Origin of the sequence: Mesorhizobium sp. LNHC209A00 (assembly GCF_000502915.1) — a bacterium.
Lineage (GTDB): Bacteria > Pseudomonadota > Alphaproteobacteria > Rhizobiales > Rhizobiaceae > Mesorhizobium.
Window position 1 is genome coordinate 552692 of the sequence record NZ_AYWT01000004.1, and the last position, 13578, is coordinate 566269.

Annotated in this window: 13 protein-coding genes; 5 read left to right on the top strand and 8 right to left on the bottom strand. The window is 61.3% G+C overall.

Going from position 1 to position 13578, the window contains the following annotated elements; translation table 11 throughout:
- Window positions 1-435: 435 nt before the first annotated feature.
- The 3 genes from X739_RS151605 to X739_RS151595 all read right to left on the bottom strand — a co-directional run bounded on the left by X739_RS151605 (window position 436) and on the right by X739_RS151595 (window position 3322).
- Window positions 436-1782: a sorbosone dehydrogenase family protein gene (locus tag X739_RS151605; RefSeq protein WP_023794762.1), complete on the bottom strand. Its 1347-nt coding sequence runs from the start codon at window positions 1780-1782 to the stop codon at window positions 436-438.
- Entirely contained in the window at window positions 1779-2210 is a 432-nt protein-coding gene (locus X739_RS151600; RefSeq protein WP_023771404.1) for a DUF2231 domain-containing protein, read from the bottom strand. Before X739_RS151600 ends, X739_RS151605 begins: the two co-directional genes overlap by 4 nt.
- 362 nt (window positions 2211-2572) lie before the next feature.
- Window positions 2573-3322 carry a Crp/Fnr family transcriptional regulator gene (locus tag X739_RS151595; RefSeq protein ID WP_023771405.1) on the bottom strand — a complete coding sequence of 250 codons (750 nt, stop codon included), beginning with the start codon at window positions 3320-3322 and terminating at the stop codon, window positions 2573-2575.
- Between the two features lie 600 nt (window positions 3323-3922).
- On the opposite strand from X739_RS151595, the gene X739_RS151590 reads away from it, so the two are divergent.
- The 4 genes from X739_RS151590 (at window position 3923) to X739_RS151575 (ending at window position 7357) form a co-directional block, all read left to right on the top strand.
- The gene (locus tag X739_RS151590) at window positions 3923-5014 is read left to right on the top strand and encodes a flavodoxin family protein (protein ID WP_023771407.1); all 1092 of its coding nucleotides are present in this window, start codon (window positions 3923-3925) and stop codon (window positions 5012-5014) included.
- On the top strand, window positions 5014-5868 hold the full coding sequence (locus X739_RS151585; RefSeq protein ID WP_023771408.1) for an alpha/beta hydrolase: 855 nt from the start codon (window positions 5014-5016) through the stop codon (window positions 5866-5868). Before X739_RS151590 ends, X739_RS151585 begins: the two co-directional genes overlap by 1 nt.
- 429 nt (window positions 5869-6297) lie before the next feature.
- Complete coding sequence (locus X739_RS151580) at window positions 6298-6852, top strand: LysE family translocator (RefSeq protein ID WP_245273854.1); 555 nt, start codon at window positions 6298-6300, stop codon at window positions 6850-6852.
- A 28-nt stretch (window positions 6853-6880) separates the two neighbouring features.
- A complete protein-coding gene (locus X739_RS151575) occupies window positions 6881-7357 on the top strand; it encodes a GNAT family N-acetyltransferase (RefSeq protein ID WP_084056256.1) in 477 nt (158 codons plus the stop codon).
- 81 nt (window positions 7358-7438) lie between these two features.
- Here the strand turns inward: X739_RS151575 and X739_RS151570 are convergent, their stop codons facing one another.
- The 3 genes from X739_RS151570 to X739_RS151560 are packed head-to-tail and all read right to left on the bottom strand — an operon-like array spanning window position 7439 to window position 9275.
- Window positions 7439-8278, bottom strand: coding sequence for a DUF3618 domain-containing protein (locus X739_RS151570; RefSeq protein ID WP_023771411.1), 840 nt, complete (start codon window positions 8276-8278; stop codon window positions 7439-7441).
- Window positions 8275-8667, bottom strand: coding sequence for a phage holin family protein (locus X739_RS151565; protein WP_015316434.1), 393 nt, complete (start codon window positions 8665-8667; stop codon window positions 8275-8277). The genes X739_RS151570 and X739_RS151565 overlap by 4 nt, the downstream gene beginning before the upstream one ends.
- Window positions 8664-9275: a hypothetical protein gene (locus X739_RS151560; protein WP_023771412.1), complete on the bottom strand. Its 612-nt coding sequence runs from the start codon at window positions 9273-9275 to the stop codon at window positions 8664-8666. Before X739_RS151560 ends, X739_RS151565 begins: the two co-directional genes overlap by 4 nt.
- 331 nt (window positions 9276-9606) lie before the next feature.
- Between X739_RS151560 and X739_RS151555 the strand changes: the two genes are divergently transcribed.
- On the top strand, window positions 9607-11247 hold the full coding sequence (locus tag X739_RS151555; protein WP_023771414.1) for a M20/M25/M40 family metallo-hydrolase: 1641 nt from the start codon (window positions 9607-9609) through the stop codon (window positions 11245-11247).
- A gap of 64 nt (window positions 11248-11311) precedes the next feature.
- Here X739_RS151555 and X739_RS151550 read toward each other — a convergent pair whose 3' ends face one another.
- Complete coding sequence (locus X739_RS151550; protein WP_023771415.1) at window positions 11312-12157, bottom strand: manganese catalase family protein; 846 nt, start codon at window positions 12155-12157, stop codon at window positions 11312-11314.
- A gap of 176 nt (window positions 12158-12333) precedes the next feature.
- Window positions 12334-13251, bottom strand: a complete 918-nt coding sequence (locus X739_RS151545) for a hypothetical protein (protein ID WP_023771416.1) — start codon at window positions 13249-13251, stop codon at window positions 12334-12336.
- Window positions 13252-13578 lie beyond the last annotated feature (327 nt).

Sequence of the window (13578 nt, forward strand, 5' to 3'; positions counted from 1 at the left end):
GTCAGGTTCCCACGGGTCCATCGCTATCAGATCCGTTGCGCACCAGTTCGAACGTCACCTTTACCGTAACGAGGGGTTTGCTAGCACCAGCTCGGACATGCAAGCCAACTTCTCGGAAATTGCCGTCAGGCATCTGGTCCTTTACTATTTCGAGCAACGCCTTTGCCGGCTCATCCTCAGCTGCCTCCAAGCTCGGAAGCTCGGTTCCTTCAGTGTCCGGGAAGGAGGTTCCATTGTCGACTAGATCAAAATAATAGCGCGCCATCATTGCCGAACAAGGCGGCGCGACCTTTGTTCCCCTCGACCTAGCCGTATCGCGCGTGCCGGTTAACGCATACTTTTGAATCTTCAGTAGAGGTTACGCCGCCGGTAACAGCGTGAGGATCAACTGGCCAGGGTGTCACGTACCGGCTTCCTGCGTATACAATCCGATAGCTACCGAGATGCGGTCACGCGCCAGACCGTGTTTCCGACATCGTCCGCAATCAACAGCGCGCCCGCCTTGTCGACAGCAACGCCCACGGGTCGCCCATGTGCCTTGTTGTCACTGTCCAGGAAACCGGTGATGACGTCCTGAGGCTTGCCGTTGGGATGACCTCCATTGAACGGTATGAAAACGACCTTATAGCCGTTGAAGCGCTTACGGTTCCAGCTGCCATGTTCGCCGACAAAGGCGCCATTGCGATAGGATTCGGGCAGATTCGTGCCGGTGTAAAATGCCAGGCCCAGGGGCGCGACATGGGAGCTCAGTGCATAGTCCGGAGCGATCGCCTTGGCGACCAGGTCCGGCCGCTGCGGCATCACCCGCGGATCGACATGCTGGCCATAGTAGCTGTAGGGCCAGCCATAAAACGCGCCGTCCTTGACCGAAGTCATGTAGTCGGGAACCAGATTGGGGCCGAGTTCGTCGCGCTCGTTGATGACGGCCCACAGCGCTCCGCTCAGCGGCTCCCAACTCAAACCGTTGGGATTGCGCAGCCCGCTTGCGAAAATGCGCGAACGGCCTGTCGCCCTGTCGACCTCCCAGATCGCGGCGCGATCCTTTTCCGCCTGGATGCCGTTCTCGGTGATGTTGCTGTTGGAGCCGACACCGACATAAAGCAGCGATCCGTCCGGACTGGCGACGAGAGACTTGGTCCAATGATGATCGATCGGGCCGCCGGGCAGAGGCGTCAGCAGGGTGCCTGGCGCGGTGATCTTGGTATCGCCGGATGTGTAGGGATAACGCACGATCGCATCCGTGTTGGCGACGTAGAGATCGTTGCCGACCAGGGCCACGCCGAAGGGCGAATTGAGATGATCGAGGAATACATCCTGCACGTCGGGCACGCCGTCGCCATTCGTATCACGCAACAGCGTGATACGGTTGCTTCCCTCCGTACCGCCGCCCGACGTCGCCATGGACTCGATCCAGCCCATGATCAGGTCCTTCGGACGCTTGATCGCGGCGCCGGGCGGCGCCACGGACTCGACCACGAGAACGTCACCATTCGGCAAGGTGTAGAGCGAGCGTGGATGCTTCAATCCCTTGGCGAATGCCTGGATCTGCAAACCCTTCGCGACCGTTGGTTTCTCGTCCTGTTTCCAGCCGACGACCGAAGCGACATGCATGGGCGGGACAAGATATTGCGTTGGTTCAGGCAGTGTCGGACTTGGGCCGACCTGGCCGCTCGGGTCTGGGTCGTCGTTGCTGCAGGCTGGCAATGCCAAAAGCGATCCGCACAACAGACCGAACCCAAGGGCACGCCGGACGTGAGTGTTCGAAACCCGCAGGGCGTTCATTCGACCACCTCCACGCGAGTGCGGCCGGTGCTCCATCCCAGCAACCGCACGAGAACCAAGACGATCACGGCCGCCGCGGAGAGGATGAGTCCTGCCGGCACGACCGACGTCCACGCGTCGCGGCTGTGCACCAGCGCGTTGAAGAACGACAGCACAAGCACCACCAGGCTGCCGAGCAGATAGGCTCCGTGCGTACGGAGAATTCGACGGGTGAAGAGATCGAAAAGCGCCGCAAGCACCGCAAGAGCGCCCATCACGAGGCCGGCGAACAGCAGCCATGCGGAAAAATCGGCCCACATCATCTCCGCGGTTCGCCAATAGGTGAGGTCAGTCAGCAGCGCACCGATGAAACAAGCATTGGCGACCGCCATCGGTGTCCGATGGATCGGGCGGCCGACGACCACCGGTATCGATCGCGAATTGACCATGGACCTTCTCGCCCTGCTCCGGATGGCATCTGGGCTTCAAACAAACCTGGAGTTGAGATGTTCCGGGAACAGTTTGCGTTCAAGGACTTGTGATTGCCCTGACCAAGGGCGATCGCCGTCGGCGGTGAATGGCGCGAAGCGCGCCGGCATCGTCAGCGCGAGATTAAATTCGTACGTTTCTTACCAAACCTTGGCCCTTTATTGTCAGTCATTGGCAGAGGACTAGATTGACCAGGCGGCATCCCCAAATCATGCCGCAGTGGCCGATGCGGGCTTAGGCAATGTGCCGTCACTGGCATTGTCGCGTCGGCCACTCCCGCAATGCATGCAATACCCGCCATGCAATGCCGACATGATGGCGGTCAGGTGGGCGGACGGTCCTGCCTCGAAGGGTTCTTTGAACCGAGGTCCCCGACCAGCCGACGGTATTGCAGTTCGGGAGGGCCGTAAGATTCTCGTGCCAGCGCCACGAGACCTTTCCGATCCCGGATGGTAATTTCGCCGCGGCGGGCACGGATGTAGCCATGGCTTTCTATTGTCTGAAGCCCCACGGTAACTCCGGGGCGCCTGACGCCCAGCATGACGGAAAGGAATTCGTGGGTTATCATAATCCTGTCGCCGACGGTCCGGTCACTGCACATCAGAAGCCATCTCGCCAGCCGGACCTCCAGGCTGTGTCGTGCGTTGATCGATGCCGTGTAGCTCGTCTGGACGTGGAGATACTGGACGTAGCGCAACAGGAACGGCCGCAAGGTCGGGCTCTCTTCCAAGGCTTCGACAAACGGCGAGGCGCTCATCCGTATCGCTTCGCTCGTCGACTGGATGTAACAATCGAAGCTTGCCAGGTCGTCGCCCATGATCAGCGCCGAACCGGTCATGCCTTCGAAGCCGATTATTCCCACCTCTGATTCCGCCGTTCCCGAAGTCTTGGCGACGACCGATGCGATGCCACTCTCCAGGAAATAGACAGCTTCGATCTTTTTGCCTTCGATCTCCAACGGCGAGCGCAATTCCAGAAAAACACTTTCGAGATGAGGCCGCAGCCGCTCGAAATCGGCCGCGCTCATTCGGCGCAACAACTCGCTCTTGGCCTGCAGAATCTTGTGATCCACGAGACGCTCTCCACTTGGGCAAGAGCGCTGGGATCTCTCGGCCGGCCGCGCCCCTCGAACGAGCGGACGGTGGCAAAACATAAACCGTCCCACCCGGCCAGCACTAGGCAGGCGGCCGCGTCGGTATGAAACCGACAGTAGCTGCTGTGGACAAACCGTAGGTTTTGTCGGCTATCCATCCTTGGCGAGAAGACGAGCTTCCCTGAGGATCGAGGAGCGGTCGAACCCCACCAGCAACACTATGTCTCGTATCTGCTGTTCCGTAGCGCCCGATTCTCGGGCAAGTGTACGCACGGCTTCGGCCGCTAGACCGGGGCGCTCGGGGTCTTTCGCCATGACATCCTAGCCTCACGCTGGGGCAGGAGTGCGATGGTCGCTCCCAAGCGTCAACGCCCGTATCGTGCTGCTGACGACCTCTTTGTGTACGCCTTCGTACCGAACTTGGCGAATCAATTCGCAACACGCCGGTTCGGGTGATTTCAGCGCGCCTCGTTTGTTCGCCAAAAAATCCTTGCAGATCATGGCTATCGCGCGTTCGGAACGCCGCGCCTGTTTGCTGCGTTTGAGCTTGGATGGCTTTCCACGCAGAGGTGAGACCCCATGTTCGATTGGCTGAAGAGCGGCGCGCCAGAACCGCGCAAGGGCATGCCCAGCCCCCGCCTCGACGAAGAGGCTTTCAAGCGTCGCTATGGCGAACAGTTCAACGATCCGGCGTTCGAGCCCCTGGCCGCCGACATCGAGCGAATAACGGAGGTGGCCTGGCAGGCCTACAGGGATTCCAGAAAGAGCCCGCGGACCCGAAAGGCGGGACGTGGCTTTGCCGATCCCGATTACGATCTGGCGGTCGATTGGCTCGAGGCCAGACAAGCAATCGAGCGCGCAAAGCGCATGAATGAGCGGGGCAAACGACGCCGCGTCCTGATCGTGAACGGATCGCCGCGCAGCGAGCACACCTGCCCCGGCGAGATGTCCAAATCCTATCGTTTGGTCGAAATCGCCCGGAAGATTTTCAACACCGGCGGCGCGGAAATCGAGATCCTGGATTTGTCCCGGCTGGCCGCCGAATACGGCCGCAAAATCTACCCCTGCAAGGCCTGCTTCTCCACTGCTGCCGCGCTTTGTCACTGGCCCTGTTCCTGCTATCCAAATCATTCGCTCGGCCAGACGCAGGACTGGATGAACGAGATCTATCCGATGTGGGTTGCTGCCCATGCGGTGATGATCATAACGCCTGTCCACTGGTATCAGGCCACCTCGCCGCTGAAGCTGATGATGGACCGTCTGGTATGCGCCGATGGCGGCAATCCCGATCCTAGTTCCACGCACGGCAAGGAGGCGCGGGAGGCGAAGGCGCTGGAACTCGAGGGATGGGACTATCCCCGGCACCTTGCCGGCCGGCTCTTTTCGGTAATCGTGCATGGCGATACCGAGGGAGCCGAAAACGTCCGGCGCTCTTTATCGGATTGGCTGAAATCGATCGAAATGGTCCCGGCGGGGCCGAAGGCCGAACTCGACCGTTACACCGGTTATTGGAAGCCGTACGCGACCAGCCACGACGACCTCGACGATGACAAGGACCTGCAGGAGGAAGTCCGAAACGCGGCGCGTACGCTTCTGGCCGCGGCGGTTGCTCGGAAGGAGGGCACTTTCGTCGCCGCTGGACAGTCGCTGACCGACCCTCGGCAAAAATGATGTTTGACGGCTTTGCCCTGGAGATCGTCAAGCTTGCGGATGCGATGTTGCGCGTGCGCCATGGTGGGGCTGGCCCGCCAGTGTTGCTCCTGCATGGGCACCCGCGAACCCACACCACATGGCATCGCGTCGCGCCGATACTGGCAAGACGTCACACCGTCATTTGCCCGGACCTGCCGGGTTTTGGGCAATCATCCGTCCCGGCCGATGGCTGGGAAAGCGCGGGATCTTCAAAGCGGGCAAAGGCCGGCATTTGCGTCGCTCTGATGCACAGGCTTGGTTTTGATCGTTTCGCCGTCGCCGGGCATGACCGTGGCGCCCTTACCGCATTCAGGATGGCGATGGATCATCCTGCCAGTATATCGCACCTTGTCGAAATCGATGGCATCCCGGTCCTCGAGCATCTGGAGCGTTGCGACAGCCGCTTTGCGACAGAGTGGTGGCATTGGTTCTTCTTTGCCCAGCCAGACAAGCCCGAGCGCGCCATCAATGTCGATCCGCAGGCGTGGTATGGCGGATCGGCCGAAGCGATGGGCAAAGAAAACTTCGAGGACTACCAGACGGCGATCAACAGTCCGCACGTCGTGCATGGGATGCTCGAGGACTACCGGGCCGCCCTAACGATCGATCGGCGGCACGATGCGGAGGATCGCGCCCAAGGGCTACGGGTCGAATGTCCAACGCTTGTCCTGTGGTCGCTGCGCGACGATCTTGAACGGCTCTATGGTGATGTGCTGGCGATCTGGCGCCCGTGGGCCCGGCACCTGCAAGGCCAAGGCATCGACAGCGGTCACCATGTCGCCGAAGAAGCACCGGACCTGTTGGCGAAGGCCATCCTGGACTTCCTTGCTTGACGGCCCACTGGTTTTGATCTGGCGAAGATGGGACGGGCAGCACAATGGTCGGGCCACGTGCTGCCGGATGACACGCAGCCTTCGTTCCCCGGGAACAAATCTCCCTTTGGAAAATTGTGACGCCGAGGAGAATATCGGAAGCTCCGGGCCGGAAATATCGCGTTGCGACGGAGTTCTCAGCGAGCAGGTATATTGAGAACATTTTGTGACCGAGGGGGGCTCCATGCGGTTCGACAAGGCCGGCTAGACGGCCCCAGGAGTGATCGCGCCAAGGCAAAATGTCGCCGCTTGCCGGGACAGGGGGCCGGCATTGAACGCGCCAAATAGGCTTGGGCAGGGAGGTGTAAGATCGATCCCAATCTGTGGTTCGCCTTTCTCGGCACCGTGATCCTGTTGCAGATGCCACCCGGCCCCGACAGCATGCTGGTCATGGCACGTGGCATCGGGCAAGGCCGTGGCGTGGCGTTGTTCACGGTCGTGGGAATGACATTGGGCGCAGGCACGGTGCAACTGCCGCTGATCGCCTTGGGTGTCTCCTCGCTCCTGCGTGCATCGCCATTGGCATTCGACGCGCTTCGTTGGGCTGGGGCAGCCTATCTGGTCTGGTTGGGCATAAGTTTGCTCTCGGGCACGAAAAGCGATCTGGATGTCGATTGCGTCAAGCGCGTCGGTCCGCTCGCAGCGATGCGGGAAGGTATGATAGCCAACCTCATCAATCCGTGGCCCATGACCTTCATGATCGCGTTCCTGCCCCAGTTCGTCGATCCGAACCGTGGCTCTGTCTGGTTCCAGATGCTGATGCTCGGCGCGACCCAGAAATTGACTGGCGTCTTGGTCCTGGGAACCTATGCGGTTGCTTCTGGTGTGCTCGGCGAATGGGTCATGCGTCGACCCCGCGTGAGACTTTGGCAACAACGGATAGCGGGCTGCTTCATTGTCGGCCTTGGCATTCGAATGGCCGTGGGCGGCGGGGCCGGCAAGTGAAGCGAAAGTCTCCTTCGCAGATCCAACGATGACAAGATCGAAGCAGGTTTCAGACTGGGCATGTTCAGCGAGCGGCGCAGCACGGAAGCCGGATCTCCTGATCGAGTTGGTTGAAACAGGCGGGGATGCCAAGGCAGAAGCGGGCGCTGCTCTCTATCGCTACAATGTGGCCAAGTCCGGCGTCGCGGATCGAATGCCGATCGGCGCCATAGTGCGCGACGCCTCGGGAAAGGTCGTTGGGGGTCTGTGGGGCAGGACTGAGCTTGGACTGTTGTTCCTGGACATGTTTTTCCTGACTGAGGATGTTCGAGGAAAGTCGTATGGCAGCCGGCTTCTGTCAGCCGTGGAAACAGAGGCAAGAAAGCGTGGCTGCGCGCGCGCCGTGGTCGAGACCAGCAGCTTCCAGGCACCTGGCTTCTATGTTCGCCACGGATACGAGGAATTTGGCAGGGTTGAATTTGGCATTCCGGGCACCGCGCGCATCTTCCTGCGAAAAGAGCTCTGAAGACTAGAGCGACAACCCTTTCGCGAGTTGCCTGCGCCGCCGCCAGTCGCATGAGGATGACGGCGGCTCCAGCATCCTCGGCTAGGATTTTTGTTCCGATGGGAGAGAGACCCGTTCCCGTACGGACTGCTCCGTCGTGTCGGCCGCGGACTTGACGATTTCACCAATCTGGTCGGCCACCGTGCCTGCTTGTGTGTCCTGCCGTCCAGCTTCCTGCTTGATCGTCTCATAGGCGTCCGCGGCAACCTGCTTGGCCTGGTCGAGGCCTTGCTCGAGCATGGTCTCCGAGGTGTTGCGAAGCTTCTCGCCATAGGCCCCCAGTTGCTCATCCTCCACTGCGGTATGGGGCAACATGGCGCCTATCGCGGCGCCGATGGCGAGACCGACCGCCGCGACCGCGAGGGGCTGATCGTTCAACAGCTCCTGTGCCGAGCGACTGGCTTTTGCAGCCATGTCGCCAGCCGTCGATCCTGCGCTGGCGGCGTTGCTCGTCAATCCTTCGGCGGCGCCGCTCGCTGCGCCCGTTATGGCCGCGCCCACGCTACTTGCAGCTGACGAGAGCGATTCAGCGGTTCCGGAGAGCGTGCTGCCCAAGCCGCCGCCCTCCGCCTCGTCACGCCCGCTGGGCGGAGTAGGCGCCGTATAGCCGGCCCGGCGACGATTGCCGTTCGACGGACCGCTGCCCAGCATCAGCCAAGCCAGACCTGCGCCCACCATGGTCACGGGCAAGGGATTGTCCCTGACCTGCGTTCTCAGATTGTTGAGCATTGCCGAACTCTCTCCTCCGGAGAAGATGCCGGTGAATTCATCCAGCAATTGTCCCGGGGACATCTTGCCTCGAATGGATTCGGCGGTCTCCACCACCCTGGCGCGCGCGGCCTCCGCCTCGCGTTCGAGTTCGGCTGCGGATTTCTCGGTCATCTCACTTGTTCCTTGATCACAGTCGCGTCGCGCCTGAGCTGTTCTTGGGTTCGGTCGGGAGTAAGTTCGGAAGGCGCCATGCTTGCCATCCCGGTGCGCAGCAGAATGACGCCAAGAATTGCCACCACAACGCCGACCAACAGGGAGGACCACCCGGCCCCCAGCCCTGCCCGCGTCAATGCGATGACCAGGGCCTGAAGCAGCACGAGCAGAGCCGCGAGCAGGCAGATGGCCCCGCCCAGCACCTCGGCGGCGCCAGCTCCCGTCTTGGTAAACTTTTCAGAGAGCTCCGCCCGCAGAAGCCTGGCTTCGGTTTGCACCAGCGTGGTGACGTTTTGGGCCAAGTCGGTCACCAGGGTCGCGAGGCTGGGATTGTCTTGAGTGTTCATCTGTCTTGCTCCCCATACGGCGTGGCCAGATCGTCAACGCCGCCGCCGAATCCTTGCACACCGTCGGCTGACCAGCCGGCAGCTTCGCCGGTCTGCGAGTTAACACCACCCGAGGCACTTCGAGATGCTTCGGGGCTTCTCGGTGGGGAAGCCTTGATGAATCGACCCAGCGCCAATCCGGCCAATACGGACCCGGCAAGCAGGACACCGGGGTTTTGCCGGCCGAAGGACTGCACATCCTCAAGCACCTGGCCAAACGGCTTTTCTTTCAACGAGGAGGAAAGCCGCTCCAGCCCGCCGGCGGCGTCCAGGGCAAATTTCGACGCGGTCCTTTCATCATTGTTGGCCAGATGCTCGCTGGCAGCGCGCAGCGCGCCGCCCAACGCCGTCAAGCTCGATCCGATGTCGCGCTGCGTCTCCTCCGCCTTGTCCGAAATAACCTGCGTGGCTTCCGTCGCGTAGTCGCCAGCCTTGCGGGCCAGTCCGTCGCGAGCATCGTGAAGCAACTCGCTCGCGCGCTGTTTTTCCCGGCCGAGCCTGTCGGAAACGTCGCTTGTCGCCTTGTCGAAATCAGTGGGTTTACGGCCCTGGCCGTCATTGCGTTGCATGGGTCACCTAGTGAAAACCGAGGAAGGAGAGGATCGCGAGCACGACAACGACGAGGCCGATAAGATAGATGACACCGTTCATGGGCACGTTCCTCCTTGGCAGCCCAACTTCATAGAACCTGCGATGTTCCGTCGGCGAAGAGCTTTTTGCGATCCAAGAGCAATGCGGGAAGAACCGGTCGGGAGCGCCGCCAGTCCGTCATCGAGACGAGCTGCCTCGGCCGAGAGTTGCTTCCAAGTCGATTCCACTGAGCCACCGCCGAAGTGCGCTTGAGAGAAATCGCTGGACCAGGATAGGGTCCACCGTTCCCACCCGAATGGCAGGACGGCAATGACCCGCAATCCTATCGAGACACTATCCAGTCGTGCGCGGCGCTGGGCAGTCGGTTTGACCGAGCAGAAGAGCGTCACCGGCACGGACGGCGAGGCTGCCTTCGGCCCTTGGTTGGCGGCGCAACTCCGAAAGGAGACGGCATTTCAGAACGCGGAGGTCTGGACGATCGAGGTCGGACCTCAGGACGGCCGTCACTGCGTGGCGATGCTCCTGCGCGGCACTGGTCGCCCGACCGTGCTCTTGACCGGTCACTACGACACCGTCGGGACAAGCGATTACGGACAGTTGGAGCCTCTGGCCACTCGGCCCGACGCGCTGACAAAGGCGTTGCACGGTTCCCTCGTCGCCGCGAATGCTCCAGCCGCCATCCTGGCGCACCATGATTTCGCGGGCGGCGAATTCCTTGCCGGACGCGGCCTTCTCGACATGAAAGCGGGCCTTGCAGCGGGGCTGGCCGTATGCGCCGAATTTGCCGAAAGCGCAAAGCCGGCTGGAAATCTGCTTTTTATCGCCGTGCCGGACGAGGAGAACAATTCCGCCGGCGCCCGCAAGGCGGCACAGATGCTGCCTGGACTCTGTAAAGAGCGCGACCTCGATTTGCTCGCGGTGATCAATCTCGATGCGATCGCGGATGATGGCGACGGCAGCAAGGGTCGCGTCATCGCTCTGGGAACCGTCGGCAAGCTGCTTCCAGCCGCCTGCGTGGTTGGTGTTCCCACACATAGCGGCTTTCCCTTGAATGGCCTCAATGCCGGCGCTATCGCCGCGGCAATCGCCACGCGGATCGAATGGGCGCCCGAGCTCACCGACATGTGCGGCACCGGACCCGGCACCCCGCCCAGCCTGCTCGGGATTCGGGACGGAAAGACCGGATATGATGTCACGACACCGCGGACCGCCCATGCCACCTTCAATGTGCTGAGTTATCGCCGAGCGCCCAGTGAGGTGCTCGACCGGTTCGACAGCCTATGCGCCGAAGCGGCCTCGCTTCTTTTGCAGGAGCTCCGGCGCCGCGTCTCTGCTCAGCACGAAACAGGTCTGCTTGAGGTGGTGCAATCTATCCCCGTCCATCGGTATGAGACTCTGCTGGCGCGTCTCGAAGAACCGGAGCGGCTGCGGCTCGAAGCTGTTTCTGCTTCGATCGCCGCCGGCGAACAGCCCCTGCCCGAGAAGTGCCGATTGATAACCGAGCAGGCTTGGGAACTCAGCCGCTTGGCCGGGCCAGCCATCGTGACGGGCTTCGGATCGATACCCTATCTGCCGACGAACCTTTCCGCGCAGCCGGCAGCCGCCAGGCTGCGAGCCGCTGCCGTCGAGGTGGCCGACGAGGCAGGGGCTCGCCATGGCAGCGTGGTCACGTGCGCGGACTATTTCGCCGGGATTTCGGACATGAGCTTCTTTGGCGAAGCGGCCGAATCCTCCCTCGACATCGTCGCCCGCAACACGCCAGCCTGGAAAGACAGCGTGCGCTGGCCTCTCACGCGAGCCCTGGCCAACATGCCGACGATCAACATCGGTCCGTGGGGACGCGATTATCACACGCCGCTGGAGCGATTGCATGTCGGCTATGCGTTCGACGTCCTGCCGCAGCTCATTCGCGATGTCTGCGCCAGGCTCCTTCGGCCCGACGCGTCCTGACAGGCACGAACGGCACAAGCGGATGCGGCCGCATTTGGCCGCCGCCTTCTGCCTGTGACGATGACTATTCGGCTGCCTTCCTGTCGAACATCTGCTCACTCTGCGCACCAGAGCTTGGCCGTGGCGGCGAGAGCATTGGCTCCTCGCCCATCGGTGCACCGGGCAACAGGGAGAACTCGCCCTTGCCGTCCATCGACGGGCCTTCGCTCCAGCGTCCCTGCGCCGGTGCGACACCTTCGACGAAACAGTTGATGAACGCATAGGATACGTCTTGATGCTCTTTCTCCCGCGGGAAGGAATTGGGCACCGGCAGAGACGCGGTCAGGCCGCCCATGTCCTCGATCGCCGCCAGCCACTGCTGCTGATGCATGGTGTCGCGCGCGATGAGGAATGACAGCATGTCCTTCATTCCGGCATCGTTGGTCATGTTGTAGAGGCGGGTCGCAAGCACGCGCCCGCTTCCTTCCGCGGTGACGTTGGCGACCATATCGGCGGCAAGATTGCCGCTGGCATAAACATGCGAAGCATTGAAGGGAACACCGTTGGAGTTTTCCGGCAGGGCGGCGAGCCCAGTCGACAAGATATGGCGGAAATTCATCCCGTTGAGGACAGAGCCGCCGACCGCATCGGATGACACGTCCTCCTGCAGTGAAAGCGGTGCCCCTTCGAGATTGAGCGCGACCGCGGTCGCCAGCATCTCGATATGGGCGAGCTCCTCGGTGGCTGTGTTCAACAGCAGGTCGCGGTACTTGGCCGGTCCACGGCACCCCCAGGCTTGAAAGAAATACTGCAAGGCGACACGAATTTCGCCTTCCACTCCGCCTATGGCCTGCTGTAAGGCGCGAGCAAAGATTGGGTTCGGCGTCTCGACTTGAACCGGGAACTGCAATTTCTTGTCGGTGTAATACATGGCTGACTCTCCGTTTGAAGTCAGCCGAACCTCAGCCCGGAAGCATTGTTCCGCCCGAGCAGGCGTTTAATTTGGGAAGAACTGGCAGCGGATCGTCTAGGGTCAGCGGAAACTCAATTGCACGACGACGACGGCCGGTCGAACACGGTCGTGCCGGCCGGCCGGCAGGGCAGGGATCATGCAACCTTGGAAAACAGTGCCACGTCACATCGGGCCAAGCCGTAGCGCCACCGGTGGTCGGTCGCGGCAACCCGGCTTTGGTAAAACAGTGAAAGCTGGCTGCCTTCGATCATCACCGTTGAATGACCGTTCTCGCCCGGCTGGCCTGGCTCGAGCACCGGCCCTATCGACACGTAAGGTCCGGCAACCTCGTCAGCGATGGCGAAAAACACGCGCTGACGATTCCCACGAAGGCCATTTGGAAGAAAACAAGTGGCGTTCAGGAGCACTCGGCCATCCGGCAACTCGACCAGTTGGGCACCTTCTATGCCCCATTCATAGTCGGGATCCTCTCTCGTATTGTGATGAGGGACATCAGCGTGATCGAGGATCTTGCCGATCCGCTTCCACGGACCGAACCACGAATCGGACTGGCTGCGAGCGAGATAGATGTCGGGCTGCGGCACTCTGTTGAATTTCGGCATGGCAGAGTAAACGAGATAGCGCTTGCCCCCAATGACCGCCGGGTGCGGATCGTAAATGCCATCCTCCTCCGTATCGGGGATGGCGAGAATGGCCGGGCTGAGAACCACCCAATGGAAGCCGTCGTTGGAAACCGCATGCTCGCAGCGGCCACCGGATTTCATGAACTCGGTCTGGATGAACATGTGGAAGACGCCACTTTCGTGGATGACGCCCGGAGCCGCGACCCCCGTCCCGTTGATGGGAAGCTCGATCGCCTCGTGCTCGATCCAAGGCCCATAGAGGTCGGGCGCCGTCGCGTGCAGGATTCTCCACGTCTCGGTCGTCACCGTCCCGCTAGAACCGAAGACATGCCACAGCCTGCCATCGAAGACGGGGCATGGGTCCTTGAGGTCATCCACGCTTTGCGGATGGAACAGCGGAAACACGTTGGTGTCGAAATCGATCTTCATCTTAGCCCCGGAATTTGCCCTTGCCCCGGACGCGCCCAATGCCGCGGGCGAATCAAGTTGATGTCCGGGATATTTTATAGCCAGCAAGTGCAACGCAAATACGGCAAAGGCGGTTCTCCACCAGCAAACCTCGTCGGGGGCAGTTCGATGACCCGCCATTTGAGACAGCCAGTCTGCCTCCGCGCGGCCGGCGCTTTGCATTCGTCCAATCCGAAGCGGCGACCGAGCTCTCGTTTCACTTTGGAACAACTCACCTACCCGAAAGTTAGGAGCTGAAACCGAAGTCTAGTTGTCCCTCATCCACGATTAACAAATGTTAGTCGCAAC

What these genes read in the sequence shown, in the direction of transcription:
- X739_RS151605 (WP_023794762.1), bottom strand. Translation starts at nt 1,782, where the DNA reads ATGAACGCCCTGCGGGTTTCGAACACTCACGTCCGGCGTGCCCTTGGG.
- X739_RS151600 (WP_023771404.1), bottom strand. Translation starts at nt 2,210, where the DNA reads ATGGTCAATTCGCGATCGATACCGGTGGTCGTCGGCCGCCCGATCCAT.
- X739_RS151590 (WP_023771407.1), top strand. Translation starts at nt 3,923, where the DNA reads ATGTTCGATTGGCTGAAGAGCGGCGCGCCAGAACCGCGCAAGGGCATG.
- X739_RS151585 (WP_023771408.1), top strand. Translation starts at nt 5,014, where the DNA reads ATGTTTGACGGCTTTGCCCTGGAGATCGTCAAGCTTGCGGATGCGATG.
- X739_RS151580 (WP_245273854.1), top strand. Translation starts at nt 6,298, where the DNA reads ATGGCACGTGGCATCGGGCAAGGCCGTGGCGTGGCGTTGTTCACGGTC.
- X739_RS151575 (WP_084056256.1), top strand. Translation starts at nt 6,881, where the DNA reads ATGACAAGATCGAAGCAGGTTTCAGACTGGGCATGTTCAGCGAGCGGC.
- X739_RS151570 (WP_023771411.1), bottom strand. Translation starts at nt 8,278, where the DNA reads ATGACCGAGAAATCCGCAGCCGAACTCGAACGCGAGGCGGAGGCCGCG.
- X739_RS151565 (WP_015316434.1), bottom strand. Translation starts at nt 8,667, where the DNA reads ATGAACACTCAAGACAATCCCAGCCTCGCGACCCTGGTGACCGACTTG.
- X739_RS151560 (WP_023771412.1), bottom strand. Translation starts at nt 9,275, where the DNA reads ATGCAACGCAATGACGGCCAGGGCCGTAAACCCACTGATTTCGACAAG.
- X739_RS151555 (WP_023771414.1), top strand. Translation starts at nt 9,607, where the DNA reads ATGACCCGCAATCCTATCGAGACACTATCCAGTCGTGCGCGGCGCTGG.
- X739_RS151550 (WP_023771415.1), bottom strand. Translation starts at nt 12,157, where the DNA reads ATGTATTACACCGACAAGAAATTGCAGTTCCCGGTTCAAGTCGAGACG.
- X739_RS151545 (WP_023771416.1), bottom strand. Translation starts at nt 13,251, where the DNA reads ATGAAGATCGATTTCGACACCAACGTGTTTCCGCTGTTCCATCCGCAA.